At 66.9% G+C, this 18,269-nt stretch carries 14 protein-coding genes and 1 tRNA gene; 7 read left to right on the forward strand and 8 right to left on the reverse strand.

Annotation, left to right across the window (positions count from 1 at the left end; translation table 11 throughout):
* Positions 1-15 precede the first annotated feature (15 nt).
* Together FBF35_RS09060 and FBF35_RS09065 are read left to right on the forward strand one after the other, a co-directional pair.
* Positions 16-978 carry a hypothetical protein gene (locus tag FBF35_RS09060; protein WP_060565825.1) on the forward strand — a complete coding sequence of 321 codons (963 nt, stop codon included), beginning with the start codon at positions 16-18 and terminating at the stop codon, positions 976-978.
* Positions 979-1,280: 302 nt separating this feature from the next.
* Positions 1,281-1,574 carry a WXG100 family type VII secretion target gene (locus FBF35_RS09065; protein WP_034465355.1) on the forward strand — a complete coding sequence of 98 codons (294 nt, stop codon included), beginning with the start codon at positions 1,281-1,283 and terminating at the stop codon, positions 1,572-1,574.
* 134 nt (positions 1,575-1,708) lie between these two features.
* Here FBF35_RS09065 and groL read toward each other — a convergent pair whose 3' ends face one another.
* Both groL and FBF35_RS09080 read right to left on the reverse strand, forming a co-directional pair.
* A complete protein-coding gene (gene groL / locus FBF35_RS09070; protein WP_034465353.1) occupies positions 1,709-3,337 on the reverse strand; it encodes a chaperonin GroEL in 1,629 nt (542 codons plus the stop codon).
* Positions 3,338-4,663: 1,326 nt separating this feature from the next.
* Positions 4,664-5,194 carry a LytR C-terminal domain-containing protein gene (locus FBF35_RS09080; RefSeq protein WP_060565826.1) on the reverse strand — a complete coding sequence of 177 codons (531 nt, stop codon included), beginning with the start codon at positions 5,192-5,194 and terminating at the stop codon, positions 4,664-4,666.
* A gap of 134 nt (positions 5,195-5,328) precedes the next feature.
* Between FBF35_RS09080 and FBF35_RS09085 the strand changes: the two genes are divergently transcribed.
* Complete coding sequence (locus tag FBF35_RS09085; protein ID WP_034465090.1) at positions 5,329-6,039, forward strand: uracil-DNA glycosylase; 711 nt, start codon at positions 5,329-5,331, stop codon at positions 6,037-6,039.
* Positions 6,040-6,108: 69 nt separating this feature from the next.
* Here the strand turns inward: FBF35_RS09085 and FBF35_RS09090 are convergent.
* From FBF35_RS09090 to FBF35_RS09100, 3 genes are all read right to left on the reverse strand, one after another.
* Positions 6,109-6,184, reverse strand: a tRNA-Thr gene (locus FBF35_RS09090).
* 210 nt (positions 6,185-6,394) lie between these two features.
* Entirely contained in the window at positions 6,395-7,327 is a 933-nt protein-coding gene (locus tag FBF35_RS09095; protein ID WP_060565827.1) for a DsbA family protein, read from the reverse strand.
* 60 nt (positions 7,328-7,387) lie between these two features.
* Complete coding sequence (locus tag FBF35_RS09100; RefSeq protein WP_060565828.1) at positions 7,388-9,310, reverse strand: protein kinase domain-containing protein; 1,923 nt, start codon at positions 9,308-9,310, stop codon at positions 7,388-7,390.
* A 261-nt stretch (positions 9,311-9,571) separates the two neighbouring features.
* Here FBF35_RS09100 and FBF35_RS09105 point away from each other — a divergent pair, with 261 nt between their 5' ends.
* The 3 genes from FBF35_RS09105 to FBF35_RS09115 all read left to right on the forward strand — a co-directional run bounded on the left by FBF35_RS09105 (position 9,572) and on the right by FBF35_RS09115 (position 12,913).
* On the forward strand, positions 9,572-10,702 hold the full coding sequence (locus tag FBF35_RS09105) for an ABC transporter ATP-binding protein (protein WP_003795790.1): 1,131 nt from the start codon (positions 9,572-9,574) through the stop codon (positions 10,700-10,702).
* 164 nt (positions 10,703-10,866) lie between these two features.
* Complete coding sequence (locus FBF35_RS09110) at positions 10,867-12,129, forward strand: DUF4032 domain-containing protein (RefSeq protein WP_060566403.1); 1,263 nt, start codon at positions 10,867-10,869, stop codon at positions 12,127-12,129.
* Between the two features lie 40 nt (positions 12,130-12,169).
* On the forward strand, positions 12,170-12,913 hold the full coding sequence (locus FBF35_RS09115; RefSeq protein WP_060565829.1) for a glycerophosphoryl diester phosphodiesterase: 744 nt from the start codon (positions 12,170-12,172) through the stop codon (positions 12,911-12,913).
* A 143-nt stretch (positions 12,914-13,056) separates the two neighbouring features.
* Here the strand turns inward: FBF35_RS09115 and FBF35_RS09120 are convergent, their stop codons facing one another.
* Both FBF35_RS09120 and FBF35_RS09125 read right to left on the reverse strand, forming a co-directional pair.
* Complete coding sequence (locus tag FBF35_RS09120; protein WP_060565830.1) at positions 13,057-14,262, reverse strand: hypothetical protein; 1,206 nt, start codon at positions 14,260-14,262, stop codon at positions 13,057-13,059.
* A 93-nt stretch (positions 14,263-14,355) separates the two neighbouring features.
* Positions 14,356-14,583 (reverse strand): hypothetical protein, encoded by a 228-nt coding sequence (locus FBF35_RS09125; RefSeq protein WP_060565831.1) that lies wholly within the window; start codon positions 14,581-14,583, stop codon positions 14,356-14,358.
* A 247-nt stretch (positions 14,584-14,830) separates the two neighbouring features.
* Here FBF35_RS09125 and FBF35_RS09130 point away from each other — a divergent pair, with 247 nt between their 5' ends.
* The gene (locus FBF35_RS09130) at positions 14,831-16,297 is read left to right on the forward strand and encodes a flotillin family protein (RefSeq protein ID WP_187348948.1); all 1,467 of its coding nucleotides are present in this window, start codon (positions 14,831-14,833) and stop codon (positions 16,295-16,297) included.
* Positions 16,298-17,159: 862 nt separating this feature from the next.
* Here FBF35_RS09130 and fbaA read toward each other — a convergent pair.
* Positions 17,160-18,185: a class II fructose-bisphosphate aldolase gene (gene fbaA, locus FBF35_RS09140; RefSeq protein WP_060565832.1), complete on the reverse strand. Its 1,026-nt coding sequence runs from the start codon at positions 18,183-18,185 to the stop codon at positions 17,160-17,162.
* Between the last annotated feature and the right edge of the window lie 84 nt (positions 18,186-18,269).

Here is an 18,269-nt window from a genome sequence, read left to right on the forward strand (position 1 = left end):
CAAGGAGAGTGGCCCATGGGTGCTCAAGCACCTCAGTGGCTGCTGACGTCTTTCGTTGACGCCATGCAGCAAATCGGCGCGACCGCGACCGACACAGACCTCGAACATGAGGGCACGGACCTCATGCAGCGGTGGAGCGCGCCCAACCGGCAGTTGCACAACCTGCGTCGGCTCATGAACACGCTCACCCATATCGATGAAATCTCGTCGTCCGCGCACGACCCCGACATCCTGCGCGTCGCTGCGTGGTACCACGGCGCCTTCCTCAACAAGGCGCTCGAGATCAAGCTCGGCGGGTTCCAAGCAAACTTCGCCTCCACCCGATGCATCGATCACGCGCACAACCGCCTCACCAACCTCGGTGTGCCCGAGGAGGTCGTCGCCCGCATCGACGAGCTGATCGCGTTCCTCACGCGCCACCGCGCGCCCCGCACCGACTTCGACGCGCAGGTGCTCGTCGACGCGGACCTGGCGGGCCTGGCCTGCAGCCCGCAGGACTACAAGAAGCTCCGCACGTCGCTGCGCGCCGAACTCAGCGAGCTCGACGACCTACAGTTCACCAAGGCTCGTATGGCACTCGTCAAGAAGCTCCTGAGCTACGAGACGATCTACCAGTCCCCCCTCGGTTCCGCGTGGGAGGATACCGCCCGCGCAAACCTCGAGGTCGAGCTGACCCGCCTTGAGCGCGAGAAGGCCCAGCTGTGCCAGGCCGCCCAGGCCGAGGACACGGACGACACCGAGGACACGGACGACACCGACGAGGTCGTGGAAGACTCCACGACGACGACCGGCACGCTGATCATCAAGCGCCGCTCAATCAAGAAGCGCATCCCCGTCGCGTCCCCGGACGACGAGGCAACGTCCACCGGCATCCTGCCCCGCAAGATCGAGGAAGATACCGAGTCGGACGAGGACGAGGAGGCAACCTCCTCCCTCGAGTCCGCCGTCGAATCCCTGGACCTTCCCACGTCCGACTGACGAGGCCTCGGCCGCCCGCGAAACTAGGCGACCTCGCTTCGCTCGGTGCCGCGTCTCGAAGCCCGCCCGTGCCCTCCGGTCCCTCCGGCGCCCTCCAAACCTGTGGAGCCTGGCCACTGTGTGCGCTGGTGGGCGGCGGCTCCTCACCCGTCAGCAGCACGGGTATACCCTGGCCTATCCACAGGCATTTTTCGGCGCGGGCGGTTATCCACAGGGCTTCGTTTCTGCCTGGATCACGCGTCGTCACGCGCGTAGCGTCGATGTCGACGGACCCACCCGGGGTCCCACAAAGGAGTGACATCATGACCGCATACGCCGTCGACGCCGAACAAATTGCTGCCGCCTCCGCGCAGGCCTGCACAACCGCATCCACCATCCGCACCGAAGTGGACACGATGATGGCCCAGCTGCTCGCCCTTCAAGACACCTGGACGGGCGGGGCGCAGGTGAACTTCCAGGCTACTATCACGCAGTGGCAGGGCATCCAGGCGCAGACACACGACGCCTTGGACGCTATCTCCTCGCAGATGCAGGTTGCGGCCTCCACCTACGCCGACGCAGAAACCCATTCCGCTTCCCTCTTCGCGGGGGTCTGACACCGCGCGCTACGCCCCGTTCCCCCGCGAGGCGCCACGACCTCGTGGCACACCGGCGCAGACAGACAGAAACGCCTGGGGGCGGGACCCTCACGAGTCCCGCCCCCAGGCGTTTCAGCTTAACGCCGAGCGGATCAGTACATGCCGCCCATGCCAGCGCCAGCGTCGTCGCCACCGGCGGCCGGAGCCTCGGGCTTGTCGGCGACAACGGCCTCGGTCGTCAGGAACATGCCTGCGATCGACGCAGCGTTCTGCAGCGCGGAACGGGTGACCTTGACCGGGTCGGAGATGCCGGCGGCCATGAGGTCGGTGTACTCGCCGGTCGCGGCGTTCAGGCCGTGGCCGGGCTCCATGTGCGCAACGCGGTCGGCAACCACGCCACCCTCGACGCCCGCGTTCTCAGCGATCTGCTTGAGCGGGGCAGAGACGGCCAGGCGCACGATGTTGACGCCGGTCGCCTCGTCGCCGGTGAGGGCATCGAGCTTGGGCAGCGCCACGGTGGCAGCCTGGATCAGGGCGACGCCGCCGCCGGCGACCAGGCCCTCTTCGGAAGCCGCGCGAGCGTTACGAACGGCGTCCTCGATGCGGTGCTTGCGCTCCTTGAGCTCAACCTCGGTGGCCGCGCCGGACTTGATGACGGCGACGCCGCCAGCCAGCTTGGCGAGGCGCTCCTGCAGCTTCTCGCGGTCGTAGTCGGAGTCGGTGTTCTCGATCTCCTGGCGGATCTGGCGCACGCGGGCATCCAGCATGTCCTTGTCGCCAGCGCCCTCGACGATGGTGGTCTCGTCCTTGGAGACGACGATCTTGCGGGCGCGGCCCAGCAGCTCGAGGTCAGCGTTCTCGAGGGAGAGGCCGACGGTCTCGGAGATGACCTGGCCGCCCGTCAGGATGGCCATGTCCTGCAGCATCGCCTTGCGGCGCTCGCCGAAGCCGGGGGCCTTGACGGCCACGGACTTGAAGGTGCCGCGGATCTTGTTGACGACCAGCGTGGCGAGGGCTTCGCCCTCGACGTCCTCGGCGATGATCGCGAGGGGCTTGCCGGTCTGCATGACCTTCTCCAGGACGGGGACGATGTCCTTCACGTTGGAGATCTTGGAGTCCATGAGGAGGACGTAGGCATCCTCGAGGACGGCTTCCTGGCGCTCCTGGTCGGTCACGAAGTAGGCCGACAGGTAGCCCTTGTCGAAGCGCATACCCTCGGTGGTCTCCAGGGTGGTGTCGAAGGAGTTGGTCTCCTCGACGGTGACGACGCCCTCGGCGCCGACCTTCTCGAAGGCCTCGGCGATGAGCTTGCCGATGGCGGGGTCGTTGGCGGAGATGGAGGCCGTGGCAGCGATCTGCTCGGTGGTCTCGACGGGCTTGGCGTCGGCGTGCAGCTGCTCAACGATGGCCTCGACGGCCTGGTCGATGCCGCGCTTGAGGGCGATCGGGTTGGAGCCGGCGGCGACGTTACGCAGGCCCTCGTGAACCAGCGCCTGGGCCAGAACGGTCGCGGTGGTGGTGCCGTCACCCGCGACGTCGTCGGTCTTCTTGGCAACTTCCTTCACCAGCTCGGCGCCGATGCGCTCGAACGGATCGTCAAGGTCGATTTCCTTAGCGACGGAGACGCCATCCTTGGTGATCGTGGGGGCGCCCCACTTCTTGTCGAGCACGACGTTGCGGCCCTTGGGGCCAAGCGTCACCTTAACGGTGTCGGCCAGCAGGTTGAGGCCGTTCTCCATGCCACGACGGGCATCCTCATCAAACTTGATGATCTTGCTCATTGGAAATGTGTCCTTCCGCGATGCGGATCGGGTTCGATGCCCGCGACGGACGGCCACGCTTTTGAGGTGGCCTCATCGAACCGGTGGTCTTATCACTCTCCATGTCGGAGTGCTAACTACGATTTTGGCACTCACCATCCCAGAGTGCAAGGCGAGGTCACGGGGCTTGAGTCCGCTGCGCTCAGGGCGTAACAATCAACGACGAGGCCGGGGCCGGCCCACTGAGCGCACCTGCACACCAAGCGCGGCCGGCGTGGAAGGCGCCGGAGGATCCGGAGGGCCTGGCTGCGGTGCCCGTGGGCGGCGGCGAGGCCTGGCCGGGCTTCGAGACGACGCGCCGAGCGAAGCTCGCGGCGCGGACGGCTCGCGGGCGGGCCGCCGCCCACCGGCACACACAGCGGCCGGGGCCTCCGGCGCCCGGAACACCCGTGGGTAGACACAGCAGCCCGCCGAGCGGGCGGCCGGGCCATCCGGCGCCCAGAACACCAGCGGCAGAACACAACTTGCCCTGTGGGATCCCACGACTGCCGGTCCGCGACAAAATTCGCCCAGCACTGCCCCTCCAGCGGCATTTCCGCGAAAATATTCGCCCTGCTCATATAAAAACGCTGTTTTTGGGGCATTTTGCGCGCGCTGGGCGAACTTTTTCGCACACGAGGCGCGACAACGTGGCGACGTTGAAACCAACAACACCACTGCTCGCCCCCAACAAGGGCCCCTTGAAACCGACATCACCTTTGCACCCGAAAACTGCACCAAAAACACCCATTTCTCACCCGCAAAGGCGATGGCGGTTTCACTCCCACACGGATACCAGCAAGCAAAGGTGATGACAGTTTCAGACAACCGGCCCACCTGGTCGACAGGGCCAGGCGGCGGGGCTGGCCGGGCTTCGAGACGACGCACCAGTCCACACGCCAGCACGCTAAGCGCCGCCGGTGTGGAGGGCGCCGGAGGGCCCGGAGGGCCTGGCTGCGGAGTCCGTGGGCGGTGGCGGGGCCTGGCCGGGCTTCGAGACGACGAGCCAAACAACGTCAGCAGCACACCAGGCCCCACTGGTGTGGAGGGCGCCGGAGGGTCCGGAGGGCCTGGCTGCGGTGCCCGTGGGCGGCGGCGGGGCCTGGCCGGGCTTCGAGCCGACGCGCCGAGCGAAGCTCGCGGCGCGGACGGCTCGCGGGCGGGCCGCCGCCCACGGGCACACCAAGTAGCCCGGCCCCACAGCCGGATCCGACGGCGCCCGGAACACCAGCGGAGCAAGACGCAACCTAGGCATAACAAAGCCGCCCGGCCCCACAGGGGCCGGGCGGTTCAGTCAGTATCAGTGGTTCATCGCAGGATCACGATGATGTCGGGGTCTCCGAGGCCGCTCTCCTGGCGAACGTTGGAAATACCGAGCTTGGCGGCAACGTCCTTCGCGGTTCCCTCCATGCGGGGATCCTCGTAGAAGACGGTGGAGGTCTGCGTGGCCCAGCCGTCAGCGTTCGCGGCGGAGGTGCCTGCGTAGCCGGCCTGGTTCAGGATCTGAGCCTGCTGGCCAGCAAACCCTTGCGTTCCAGTGCCGTTGAGGACCTGGATGACGGCTCCGTGGTCGGGCTCAGAGGAAGCCGACGGGGAGGAGGAGCTGGCGGAAGGCGTGGGCTCAGCGGACGCGGGGGCCTCGGCCGTGGGCGACGCGGAGGGAGCGGAGGCGCTCGGGGTGGTCGCGGCGGGGCTGGGCGCGTTGCTGACAGTGGCCTGCTGGCGCGACAGGGCGGTCGCCGCTGCCCATCCGAGGGCGGGAACGATCACGAGGATGGCCAGGAAAGGCCAGACGTTCTTCCACTTGGACGGCTTGGGGCGGTGCATGCCGACGGGCATATCTTCGCCGGCGCGGTCAAATTCATCCCTGGGGTACTGAGAACTCACGCGTTCAGACTATCGGAAAAGAGGGAGTGGGGCGCGGGTGGCGCGCGGGGAATGTGGCGTGGCCTGTGCGGCATTAGGCTGGTGCTATGAGTGAACACAATCCGCGTCCATTGGCCGAGTTGATTGATCCGGGCTGGGCTCGGGCGCTGGCTCCGGTGGAGGGGCGTGTCCACGAGTTGGGCGCGATGTTGGCCGCTGAGGTCGAGGCGGGACGCGGCTACCTGCCTGCGGGCACGGATGTTCTCCGCGCCTTCACGTACCCGTTCGACAAGGTGAAGGTCCTGATTGTCGGGCAGGATCCGTATCCGACGCCGGGGCACGCGATGGGGCTGTCGTTTTCGGTGCACCCGGGGGTGGCGTTACCCAAGTCGCTCATCAACATTTTCCGCGAGCTGAGCGAGGACATGGGTGTTCCCGCTCCGACGTCGGGTGATCTGACGCCGTGGTGCGAGCAGGGCGTGTGCCTGCTCAACCGTGTGTTGACGGTGCGCCCGGGCGCTCCCGCGTCGCATCGAGGTCGCGGCTGGGAGGAGGTGACGCAGTGCGCGATTGACGCACTGGTGTCCCGGAAGCGTGCCGATGGCTCGCGCGCTCCCCTCGTGGCGATTTTGTGGGGCAAGGACGCGCAGTCGCTCGCGCCGCGCCTGGGTGACACGCCGATTATTGCGTCCGCCCATCCGTCGCCGCTCTCTGCGTATCGAGGGTTTTTCGGGTCGAAGCCGTTCTCGCGTGCAAATGAACTGTTGGAGGCGCAGGGCGCGTCGGGCGTGGATTGGTCGCTGGGCGCTTCTCATTGACGAGGCCGGGGCACCCCACCCGAACGGGCGAGGTGGGCGGCGGCTGCGGTGCCGCGGTGAGGGACTCCGTGGAGCCGGCTATCGGACTCGAACCGATGACCTGCTGTTTACAAGACAGCTGCTCTACCAACTGAGCTAAGCCGGCGGCGGACACTAGTGTGCCACAGGTAGGGGCTCGCGCGCGCGGGCGAGCCAGATCGAGGTCAATGAGCGCGCAGCAACGCGATTCCCCATTGCGTAGTGCAGATAACTGGCGCGCGCCTCAAGGCCCTCCAATGAGCCACAGGGATTTGACGTTCGCACCAAAGAAGTGAGGGGTGGGACCACATGGCCCCACCCCTCACTGATTGAAGGCTCAGTTGGAGCTGTCGGTCGTCTCGGAGCTCTGGGCTTCGCCGGCGCCGCTCTGGGAGGGCTCGGTGGCCTCGGGTGCCGGGGTCTCGGCGGGGACCGGGCTCGCGGAATCGGTGATGCCGAATACCTCCGCGATCGTCTGCTTGGCTGAGGTCAGCGGGGTGTGCAGCGCGATGACGGTCGAGTGATCCTTGATCAGCTCGGGTGTGCCGAGCCCGTTGTTACGGCCGCTGTAGTTGGCATTCTGCCAGGCGGTGGTTGAGGCCTTGAGGTAGTCCTCGGCGGCGTTGAGCGGGAAGGTATCGATGACGTCGGAGGGAACGCCCACCTCGGCGGCGATCGTCTTGACCTGCTTCCAGGAGGCCTCGAGGTTCTGGACGACGGTGCCGTTGGACGCCTGGTACTGGGAGGCGAAGTAGGCGAGCAGCGCGTGGTGGAAGTCCACCCACTTGTCGGGCGCCTTCTGGGCAACGATCAGCGACGCGCTGGTCGCGGGCTTCAGGTAGTCCATGTTGACGGTAATGACCGGCTGGAGCTCGAGGTTGTAGTACCCCTGGGCAGCCCAGGTGGTGAGGTCCTTGCCGACGGCGACATCGAGGTCGGAGCACACGTGGCAGGTGTAGTCAAAGTATTCGGTGAGGGTAGGCAGGTTCGGATCCGCCTCGGTGACGACGCCGTTCCCATTGACGATGACCGGTCGACCGTCGGCGTAGATGCCGAGGACGTCGGAGGCGTCGACGTTGCGCGCGGCGTTGACCTGCGCCTGCTGCTTCCAGATCACACCGCCGACGGCTGCGACGACCGCGAGGACGATCGCGACGACGGCGGAAATGACGATGATGCGGGTGCGGCGGTCAGCGCGCTCCTGCGCCTGGCGCATCTGCGCGGCTTTGGCGCGCACGGGGTCGACGGCCGGCTTCTTCTTCTGAGCCATGGACTCACCTTCCGAAAGTAGTTGAATGTTGTAAGAATATCGAGCGCAGCGTGATCACGCTTAGTGCGACAGCCCACCTGTGACGATGAACCACGCACCCGCAAGGAACCCCACACAGCCTACCGCGAGGAGGCCTCGACCCCAGGCAGGACGCACGATCGTGCGCAGCGTTGTGGATACGCCAACCCTCAGATCGGCGGCAAACGGCATGAGCCAGGCAGTCAGCATCATGAGCGCGGCGAGTGCCCACACGACGATCGTCCCGCGCGGGTCGCTCAGCCAGTAGTCCGTGCGATCAACTCCGGTGGACGCGACGACATCGGCGGGCCATGACCACAGGACGCGCCCCTCGCGCGAATAGGACACAAAGGCCCAGATCCCGTATGGAACGAGGCCCCCGACGACGAGGCCGAGCGCCGTCGACAGGATCGAGCGCACCAGCAGGATCGGCGACATGGCGATGACGGCCGCCGTGTCGCTGGCCTTTGCTCCTCGCAGGATCCGACGACGCTCCAGCCACCGCGACATAGCACCGATCAGGCCGAAAGCGGTGAGAGCGATCCCCACGATCATGGATCCGGTGAGTCCAAAAAGGAAGGGCAGGGAGGCCAGGAGGGCCATCAGCGCACCGCCCGAGATCCACGTCCCCTTCGCGGTGGACGAGGACCCCTCCGCCGAAGCGGCGCCCATCCCCATCGCCGGGTTGGGGTTCCACTGCGGGCCCGTCGCCATCTGCTGTGCGGGGACGCCGGCCTGCGGATAGGGCTGCTGCCCGTAGCCGGGGGCAAAACCTGGATCATACGCACCCTGCGGCCCCGGGTACTGAGGCTGAGCGTAGGGGGCTATGACCTCGGTGGGATCCGAGTCGTCGACGCTCTGCCAGGTGTCGGTGGCGTCGTCGTGCCAGGCGACTTCCCCGGTGTCATCGGACCAGTCGCCATACCCCTGCGCCACCGACGCAGTGTCCACCACGTCGGTATGGTCGTTGGCCGCGGTGAACTCCGAGGCGTCGCGGCGCGGGTGCTGCGGATAGGAGACGGCGCGCGCGCCGGAGGCATCCGGGCGCTGCCCCGCATCCTCCCACTCGGGAGGCGCGGCGATCTCCTGGGGGTCAGAGTTCACCATCTGCGTGCGCATGCCCGTGTCGAGCAGCTGCGCCCAGTTCACGGTCACGTAGTCAAGCTCGCCGGGAGCCCACCCGACGGCGCTCATGAGATCGGCAACAATCAGGGAAGGTGACGGTCGATCGTTGGGATCGGGGGCGAGTCCGCCCGCGAGCGCGTCGGCGACCATGGGGTGCAGTCCGGCGAGGTCGGGGTCCCCTTCGAGGACGCGCAGCATCGTGGCGGACACGTCGCCCTTGCCGAACGGCGGGCGCCCGGTGGCGCAGGACAGCAGGGTGGCACACCACGCCCACCAGTCCGATTCCTTCGTGGCACCGTGGCCCTGCAGGAGTTCGGGCGCGGTGTACCCGGCCGTCCCCGACACGAGGCCGGTGCTGGTCAGGTGCTGATCGGAGGTCGCCATCGCGATACCGAAGTCGATGAGGACCGGGCCGCGCGGCGAACAGATGATGTTGGAAGGCTTAATGTCGCGGTGGATGATGTTCGCATGATGAACGGCCGCGATCGTGGACGCCAAGTGGTAGGACAGGGCGGCGACGCCGCGCAGAGGAACCGGCCCGGAGACGAGGATTTCCGCGAGGGTTGGGCCCTCCACGTACTCCGAGACGACGAAAGGCTGGGAGGCCTCGGTTTCTGCATCGACGATGTGCGCGACGAAGGGTGAGCGCACGGAGTTTACGGTGCGCGTCTCGCGCTCCAGGCGCTGACGCGACTCCTCCGAGGCGGCCATCGCCGGGTGCATGGCTTTGAGGGCGACACGCGTGCCACCCCCGTCTTCGGCTAGCCAGACCGTCCCCGCCCCGCCCGTACCGAGCCGACGGATCAGCCTGTAGCCGCCCAGTTCCTCGCCTTCTTCCACGCCCTCAGCCTACCTGGCCCCTCCCCCATCTGCGGCCACCCGCGCGGGGCGGCCCCGGCCTCGTCCCTGAATGAGACGGGCGAACACACGCTGTCAATCCATCATGTGGCCCGAACTGTACACCCGCGAGCGAGCGTGCTAACTTCGCTATTAGTCGCGCGCGCGGAACGATCCGCGTTCGCACTCCGTGGGCGAAGACGCTCCACGGTCACCCCACTACGGATCGTCCGGCACGTACCTGCCGGTGGGAAGGAAAACTCCATGGCAACCGTTACCTTTGACAAGGCCACCCGCGTCTACCCGGGTTCCGACAAGCCCGCCGTCGACCAGCTCGACCTCGAGATCAAGGACGGCGAATTCCTCGTTCTCGTCGGCCCCTCCGGCTGTGGCAAGTCGACCTCGCTGCGTATGCTCGCCGGCCTGGAGGACGTGAACTCCGGCCGCATCCTCATCGGCGACAAGGACGTCACGGACGTTCCGCCGAAGAACCGCGACATCGCGATGGTCTTCCAGAACTACGCTCTCTACCCCCACATGTCGGTGCGCGAGAACATGGGCTTCGCCCTGAAGATCGCCGGCACCCCCAAGGAAGAGATCAACAAGCGCGTCGAAGAGGCCGCTAAGATCCTCGACCTGGAGCCCTACCTGGACCGCAAGCCCAAGGCCCTGTCCGGCGGCCAGCGTCAGCGTGTCGCCATGGGCCGCGCGATCGTCCGTAAGCCCCAGGTGTTCCTCATGGACGAGCCCCTGTCGAACCTGGACGCGAAGCTGCGTGTCCAGACCCGTACGCAGATCGCCTCCCTGCAGCGTGAGCTCGGCGTCACCACCGTGTACGTCACCCACGACCAGACCGAGGCTCTGACGATGGGCGACCGTATCGCGGTTCTCGCCGGCGGCCTCCTCCAGCAGTGCGGCACCCCGCAGGAGATGTACGAGCGTCCCGCCAACGAGTTCGTCGCCGGCTTCATCGGCTCCCCCGCCATGAACCTGGGCACCTTCACGGTCGAGGGCGAGTGGGCCAAGCTCGGCCCCGCACGCGTGCGCGTCTCCGAGGCTGCACGCGCCGCGATGACCCCTGAGGACGGCGGAAAGATCAAGATCGGCTTCCGTCCCGAGGGCCTGGATGTCGTTGCCGACGGCTCCGAGGGCTCCATCCCCGTCGAGGTCGACTTCGTCGAGGAGCTCGGCTCGGACGCCTACGTGTACGGCCACCTGGCCGGCGCCGCCGAGGGCGAGACCCTGGGCTCCGGCTCCGAGGGCACCGGCAAGCAGCTGATCGTGCGCGTTCCCCCGCGTACCGCTCCCGCGCGCGGCGGCGTCCTGCACGTGCGCATCCGCGAGGGCCAGCAGCACAACTTCTCCGCTGCAACGGGCGTTCGCCTGCCCGAGTGACGCATAGCGCTCACGCACAGCGATAATCGGCCCCGGCCTCGTCCACTCGTACCTCCAGGACGAGGCCGGGGTTTCGCTATGCACACATGTGTTCTTGGCCGCGACTAGCGCACATGCCGCGTCGGGGCTATACGCGCGGCGCTGGAGATGAGAGAATGGTTCTCATGGCTCTGGACATTACGGCGGCGGCAGTTGACCCCGCCCTTTTGGACCTCCCGTGGGATGTTCCCCTCGAGGAGTGGCCGTCCAACCTACTCGCGGCACTTCCCCGCGGCATTTCCCGCCACATCGTGCGCTTCGTGAACCTGTCTGGCCGCGTGCTCGCGGTCAAGGAGATCGGCCCGACGGTCGCCCATCATGAGTACGACCGCCTGCGTGACCTGAAGCGGCTGGACGCCCCGTCCGTCCAACCTGTCGCCGTCATCACGGGCCGCAAAAGCCCCGAGGGCGAGGAACTCAACGCCGTCCTCATCACCGAGCACCTGCAGTTCTCCCTCCCCTACCGCGCACTCTTCTCCCTGTCGATGCGTGAAGACACCGCGACGCGCCTCATCGACGCGCTCGCTCTCCTCCTCGTTCGCCTCCACCTCCTGGGCTTCTACTGGGGCGACGTCTCCCTGTCGAACACGCTGTTCCGCCGCGACGCGGGCGAGTTCGCCGCCTACCTGGTCGACGCCGAAACCGGCGAACTGCACCCGAAGCTCACCCCCGGCCAGCGCGAGTACGACGTCGACCTGGCCCGCACGAACATCATCGGCGAACTCATGGACCTCCAGGCCGGCGGCTTCTTCCCCGAAGACGCCGACCCCATCGACGTCGGCGACCGCATCCGCACCCAGTACGACCTGCTGTGGACCGAAGTCACCGCCGAGGAATCCATCCCGAACGATCAGCGCCAGTACCTCGTCAGTGAGCGCATCCGCCGCCTCAACGACCTCGGTTTCGACGTCGCCGAGCTGCACATGTCCACCGATTCCTCCGGCGAGCGCCTCGTCATTCAACCCAAGGTGGTCGACGCCGGTCACCACAACCGCAAGTTCATGCGCCTGACCGGCATGGACGTCGGCGAGCATCAGGCTGCGCGTCTCCTCGCCGACATCGACGTGTGGCGCGCGACGAACGGCTTCCAGGACCTTCCCCTCGAGCAGGCCGCCCACGAGTGGCTCACCGACGTGTTCGCCCCCGTCGTGCGTGCGATTCCGCGCGAGCTGGCGGGCAAGCTGGAGTCCGCGCAGCTCTACCACGAGTATCTCGAGCACCGCTGGTACATGGCCCAGCAGGCCGGCCACGACGTGCCGCGCGAAGAAGCCGTGGCCTCGTACGTGGAGACGATCCTGCCCTCCAAGCGCGACGAGGCCGTCCTCATCGAGCCCGCCCCAGGTCGCGCGTCCATGCTCAGCGCCGAGGCGAACCTCGACCTATGGTGAGGGGGCACAACGCCCCATCCCGTTCACGCTAGGAGCACCTATGTCTGAATTCCCCCGCATCTTTGCCCACAGGGGCGCGTCGTCCCTGGCTCCCGAGAACACGATCGCCGCGTTCGCCAAGGCCATGGAGGTCGGCGCGCGCTGGTTCGAGTTCGACGTGGACATCACGGGCGACGGCTCGCTGATCGTCATTCACGACGACACCTTGGACCGCACGACGACGGGGTCCGGCTCCTACTACCAGCTCGGGTTCTCGGATATTCGTCGGCTCGACGCCGGCCGCTGGTTCTCGGACACCTACCGCTTCGAGCGCATCCCCGAGGCCGCGGATGCCCTCGCGTTCGCGCATGCCCAGCAGATGGGCGCGAACCTGGAGATCAAGCCCTGCGCGGGCGGGGATCGGCTGCGCGAGCGCCTGATCGAGGCCCTGGCCGTCACGCTGGCCGGAGACAAGGTTCCCTCCCGACTCATCGTCTCCTCCTTCGACCACGACCTCCTCGGCTCCTTCCACGAGGCCTGCCCGACGGTTGCGCTCGGCTGGCTGATCGAGCGCGCCTCCGAGGAGTGGCGCGAGGGCGCGGCCGCCCTGGGTGCGACAGCAATTCATCCGGGCGTTGAGGGCCTCACCGAGTCCGACGTGCGCGCGATGCGCGACGCGGGCTTCGAGGTCAACGTGTGGACCGTCAACGACGTCGAGCAGGCCCGCGAGCTGGCCTCGTGGGGCGTCACCGGCATCTTCACGGATCGCCCGCAGGACTTCCCCGCCGAGGCCCTGAAGGCCTGACGGGTTCGGGTGCTTCCGCGCCGCCACACTGAATTCCCTACGAACACGAGCGCGGGCCGTGCCCGCGCCAGCATCGACAGAAAAAGCAGCCGGGGTCGCTCACGCGGCCCCGGCTACCTCTTAGGTATGCGGCGGAAGGCTCCTTACGCCTCGCCCGCGCGGCGCGCGAAGCGCTTGGAGACGTGCTTGGCCAGGGACAGCTCGGCGATCGAGTCGACGACCATCAGGCCGCCCACGATGCCCGCGAAGCGCATCCAACCTGAACGCGGCGAGGAGGCGCGCACCGCGGCCACAAGCATGCCGGTGCCGACGATGGCCTCGGCGGCGACGGCGGCATGGATGATCCACGGGCGCTCGACGGCCACGGACTCGTAGGAGTTCCACAGGGGCTTCACGACCGACTGCGGCTGGCCCATCATGATGTCGACGCTGCGACCAATCGCGTTGGAGATACCGCGAGCCAGGTGCACGGAGACACCCTCGACGTCCTCGAGGTCAGTGGTGCCCAGGAGGAAGCCGGCGACGGAGCCGGGCAGGCCGAGGGCGCGCACGACCTTCCACACGGATTCCTCGCCGGTCGTGGCCACGGAGGCCCACAGAGCGTCGGCGTCGGAGCCCGGGACAGCCTCGGCGATCTCCAGGAGGTCGAGACGGTCACCCACGAGATCAATGACCTCGCCGGGCAGTTCCGAGGTGCGGTCGTGTCCGCCGGGGACGATCGCGGCGTCCATGCCCCAGTTGTGGGAGATGATGTGCTCGAGGTGATCGTCGGTGACCAGGAAGACCTGGAATTCACCGTCCGTCACAGAGAGAGTCACGAGCGGCAGATCGCCGAAGTTCCAGCCCTCCTTCTCGGCGGGCAGCTCAGCGAGAAGTGCGCGGTGATCATCGGCGAGCTCAAGGTCACCGAGATCCACGCCCTCAAGGGCCGCGAGGAGCGGCACGGACGAGGCAGGGGTGCGGCCGATCTCGACAATGCGGGTCGGGGTAGGTTCAACGGCGGCGGCCTCCTCCTCATCGGAGGGCCAGACCTTGCCGAGCGGCGAGTCACCCTCGGGCAGGTGATCGGCCGTCGCGTTACCGATGCGCACCTCGGCGTCGAACAGAATGGCGAGCTCGTCGGCCAGTTCTGCGGGGGTGGGGCCGGGAACAACCTCGGTCGAGCCGGCGGGGACGGTCGCAACGCGTTCCTTGTCGACGGCAACGTTCAGGCCAAGCAGCTGGGGCGAGGAGGGGAACCACTCGAGCTGGGCGAGGATCGAACGCTCCTTCAGCTCGCCGGCGACCACGCTGGGATCCAGATCGTGGCCGATGATCATGCCTTCAATGCGAGTCCATTCCTGGGCCATGTCGCTACCTTCCTGTCCGTGGTGAGGTCGTCCCACCACTCTATAGTTCCATTGTGTCGCGTGGGTCGCTATTTCGCTCGCCCGCGCGGTCAGTTACGAGATTTTGTGTCGCTGTGCCCCGCCCCACTCGACGGCTGTGAAGCCGGTGCGCGCCGGCAGAGGCGCGAAAGTCTGCGCTTGGACGACGGTATTCGCATCGGCCTCGCAGATCGTCATGAACACCCGAATGAACGTATCCGGCGTGACCGTCGCCCCGGCCTCGTCCGTGAGCGTTCCAACGGGCGCGGCCGTCACAGTCCACGAGGCCTGGGTCCATCGCACACCATTCTTTCAGCATCCAACGCCCATCATTGGGTGGTCCTCGCTGCGGCTCATTCCGCAGTTGCCCCATCATACGGCGCACAAACAGCCGGTTTCAAGAGGCGTGGAGAGGATCGCTGAGCCCAGCAGAGAGCCTCTCAGGTCCGCACGCGGACACGTTTGAGAACCGCGTCATACGTTGCTATCCTGACCGGTTACGCGGCTCTACGGAAAAGGGGGCCGCATCCCTCACGTGAAAGCAACTATCATGCCTCTCCTCAGCACCGCAGCGATCGCCGTCGCTGCCACTGTCTTTTTCCTCCTGTTCCTGTGGGCAAGCTTCGTCTCCGCGTCGCCAGGCGAAATTAAGGTGATCTCCGGCCCCCGAGGCCAGCGCGTCCTGCACGGCAAGACGGGCTGGAAAGTTCCCCTGCTAGAGCGCGTGGACACCATGACCGCCTCGATGATTTCCGTCGACGCGCAGACCACGGACTTCGTCCCCACGAACGACTACATCAACGTGCGCGTCGACGCGGCCGTCAAGGTCCGTATCGCGACCGACGACCCGACGCTGTTCCGCGCGGCGACGCGTAACTTCCTGTACAAGACGACCGCCGAGATCTCCGAGGAGGTGCGTGACACCCTCGAGGGCCACCTGCGCGCCATTATCGGTCAGATGCGACTGACCGACATCATCACCGACCGCGCGGCCTTCTCCGAGCGCGTCCAGGAGAACGCGAAGCAGGACCTGGAGGAGATGGGCCTCGAGATCGTCGCCTTCAACATCCAGAACGTGACCGACCAGAACGGCGTCATCGACAACCTCGGTATCGACAACACGGAGCAGATCCGCAAGACCGCGGCCATCGCGAAGGCGAACGCGCAGAAGGAGGTCGCGCAGGCGACCGCCGTCGCCCAGAAGGAAGCCAACGACGCCCAGGTCGCCTCCCAGCTGGAGATCGCCCAGAAGCAGACGGACCTCGCCAAGCGCCAGGCCGCTCTGAAGGTCGAGGCCGACACCGAGAAGGCAAAGGCCGACGCCGCCTACGAGATCCAGTCCCAGATTCAGCGCCGCGACATTGAGCGCGAGACCGCGCAGGCCGACATCGTCAAGCAGGAGCAGCAGGCCGTCATCAAGGAGAAGGAAGTCGTCGTCACCAAGCAGGCCCTGCAGGCCGAGGTGAACGCAAAGGCCGATGCCGACCGCTACGCCGCCGAAAAGAAGGCCGACGCGGCCCTGTACGCGCGTCAGCGCCAGGCCGAGGCCGAGGCGTTCGAACGCACCAAGAAGGCCGACGCCGACAAGCAGGCCATGCTCGCCGAGGCGCAGGGTATTGAGGCTCGAGGCCGCGCCGAGGCCTCCGCGATCGCTGCGAAGCTGACGGCCGAGGCCGAGGGTCTCGAGAAGAAGGCCGAGGCCATGACCAAGATGAACCAGGCGGCCGTGTTGGAAATGTACTTCCGTGCGCTGCCCGAGGTGGCACGCGCCGTGGCCGAGCCCCTCTCCAAGGTCGACACCATCACGATGTACGGCGAGGGCAACAACGCCCAGATGGTCGGCGACATTACGAAGTCGATCAGCCAGATCAACGCGGGCCTGGGCGATTCGTTGGGCCTGGACCTGCAGCAGATGTTCACGGCGCTCGTGGGCGCCAAGGTCGTCTCCCCGACGATCTCCGACGCGGTTGCGGAGGGCGTGCGCGACGCCTCCGTCCCGAATCCTCCGCAGGAGTGAGCGAGGCCCACGCTCAACGCGGGCGGTAGCCACCTGCACCGCGGGCGCGGCGCGACCGCTTGTGAAGCGGACCGCTCGTGATACGGGGCGGGATCCTACGGGGTCCCGCCCCGCTGCCGCACCCCGACACACCCCCACCATCGGCATTTCCGCGAAAAAACTCGCCCAGCACGCCATAAGACGCCGATTTTTGGCTCTTTGGAGCATGCTGGGCGAACTTTTTCGCGTTCGCGCGCACTCTTGGCCGAGCAGGGCGAAAAAAATCGCGTACAGTGCACTCCGACGCGGGGCTTTGAAACCCACAACACCAATGCTCGCCCCCGAACAGCAACCATTGAAACCAACGACACCTTTGCACCCGGAAACTGCACCAAAAACGCTCGTTTCTCGCCCGCAAAGGTGGTGGCGGTTTCAATCCCACGCATGCACGCACAAGCAAAGGCGATGGCGGTTTCAGACGAGCGTGCTGCCTGTCGTGCAGACCCATAGGCAAGCCACAAGACTTGGGCCTGGCTGCGGCACCCGTGGGCGGCGGCAGGGCCTGACCGCTCACAGCGATAAGCCCCGACCGATAGGAGGCCGCCGCGGGGCCTGCGGGGCCTGGCCGGGCTTCGAGACGACGCGCCGAGCCACACGTCAGCACACCCAGCCCCACTGGTGTGGAGGGCGCCGGAGGGACCGGAGGGCACGGGCGGGCTTCGAGGCGCGGCGCCGAACGAAGTGAGGACGCCTAGCCTCGCGGGCGGCCGGGCCCTCCGGCGCCCGGAACACCCGTGGGGCCACAAGCAACACGAAGCCGCCCAGCCCCTGTGGGGCCGGGCGGCTCACGCATCAGGCCGCTAGGCAGCTCTCAGCGATTGTTTCAGCGCATCTGCGTGCCGTCAGCGCCCAGGCGCTGGCAGGCCTCGACAACGCGGGCGGCCATGCCGGCCTCAGCCGACTTGCCCCACGTACGCGGGTCGTACTGCTTCTTGATGCCGACCTCGCCGTCGATCTTGAGGACGCCGTCGTAGTTGCGCAGCATGTGGTCAACGACCGGGCGGGTGAACGCGTACTGCGTGTCGGTGTCGACGTTCATCTTGATGACGCCGTTGGCGACAGCGGTGGCGATCTCCTCGGCGGTGGAGCCAGAGCCGCCGTGCATGACCAGGTCGAAGGGACGGTGGTCGAGGCCGTAGTGCTCAGCGACCTCCTTCTGGATGGTGCCGAGCAGCTCGGGACGCAGCTTCACGTGGCCGGGCTTGTAGGCGCCGTGCACGTTGCCGAAGGTCAGAGCGGTCAGGTAGCGGCCGTTCTCGCCCAGGCCCAGGGCCTCGACGGTCTTGATGGCGTCGGCGGTGGTGGTGTACAGCTTCTCGTTGATCTCGCCAACGACGCCGTCTTCCTCGCCACCGACAGCGCCGACCTCGATCTCGAGGATCGTGTTGGCCTTGACGGACAGGGCGAGCAGTTCCTTGGCGATCTCGAGGTTCTCATCGAGGTCGATGGCGGAACCGTCCCACATGTGGGACTGGAAGGTGGGCAGCTTGCCTTCGGCAACCTGGCCGGCCTCGATCTCGAGGAGGGGGCGGACCCAGGAGTCGATGTTCTGCTTGGCGCAGTGGTCGGTGTGCAGAGCCACGGTGATGCCGTAGTTCTTGGCAACCTCGGTCGCGTAGGCAGCGAGGGCCAGCGAGCCGGTGACGCGGTTCTTGATGGTGGAGCCGGAGCCGTACTCGGCGCCGCCAACGGACACCTGGAGGATACCGTCGGACTCGGCCTCGGCGAAGCCCTGGAGGGCGGCGGTGATGGTCTGGGACGAGGTCACGTTGATCGCGGGGTAGGCGAACTTGCCATCCCGTGCGCGATTCAGCATCTCTGCGTAGACCTCAGGGGTTGCGATAGGCACTTGGAGCCTCCTAATCGAGTGACAGTTTTGTCGTGATAGATTCTCTCACATTTTGCACGAGCGGGGAGGGGAAGGAAGTCCCGT

The organism is Schaalia odontolytica (genome assembly GCF_005696695.1).
GTDB lineage: Bacteria > Actinomycetota > Actinomycetes > Actinomycetales > Actinomycetaceae > Pauljensenia > Pauljensenia odontolytica_C.

Bases quoted from the DNA above. Each gene is read 5' to 3' on its own strand.
- FBF35_RS09060 (WP_060565825.1), top strand. From the start codon at position 16: ATGGGTGCTCAAGCACCTCAGTGGCTGCTGACGTCTTTCGTTGACGCC.
- FBF35_RS09065 (WP_034465355.1), top strand. From the start codon at position 1,281: ATGACCGCATACGCCGTCGACGCCGAACAAATTGCTGCCGCCTCCGCG.
- groL (WP_034465353.1), bottom strand. From the start codon at position 3,337: ATGAGCAAGATCATCAAGTTTGATGAGGATGCCCGTCGTGGCATGGAG.
- FBF35_RS09080 (WP_060565826.1), bottom strand. From the start codon at position 5,194: ATGCCCGTCGGCATGCACCGCCCCAAGCCGTCCAAGTGGAAGAACGTC.
- FBF35_RS09085 (WP_034465090.1), top strand. From the start codon at position 5,329: ATGAGTGAACACAATCCGCGTCCATTGGCCGAGTTGATTGATCCGGGC.
- FBF35_RS09095 (WP_060565827.1), bottom strand. From the start codon at position 7,327: ATGGCTCAGAAGAAGAAGCCGGCCGTCGACCCCGTGCGCGCCAAAGCC.
- FBF35_RS09105 (WP_003795790.1), top strand. From the start codon at position 9,572: ATGGCAACCGTTACCTTTGACAAGGCCACCCGCGTCTACCCGGGTTCC.
- FBF35_RS09110 (WP_060566403.1), top strand. From the start codon at position 10,867: ATGGCTCTGGACATTACGGCGGCGGCAGTTGACCCCGCCCTTTTGGAC.
- FBF35_RS09115 (WP_060565829.1), top strand. From the start codon at position 12,170: ATGTCTGAATTCCCCCGCATCTTTGCCCACAGGGGCGCGTCGTCCCTG.
- FBF35_RS09120 (WP_060565830.1), bottom strand. From the start codon at position 14,262: ATGGCCCAGGAATGGACTCGCATTGAAGGCATGATCATCGGCCACGAT.
- FBF35_RS09130 (WP_187348948.1), top strand. From the start codon at position 14,831: ATGCCTCTCCTCAGCACCGCAGCGATCGCCGTCGCTGCCACTGTCTTT.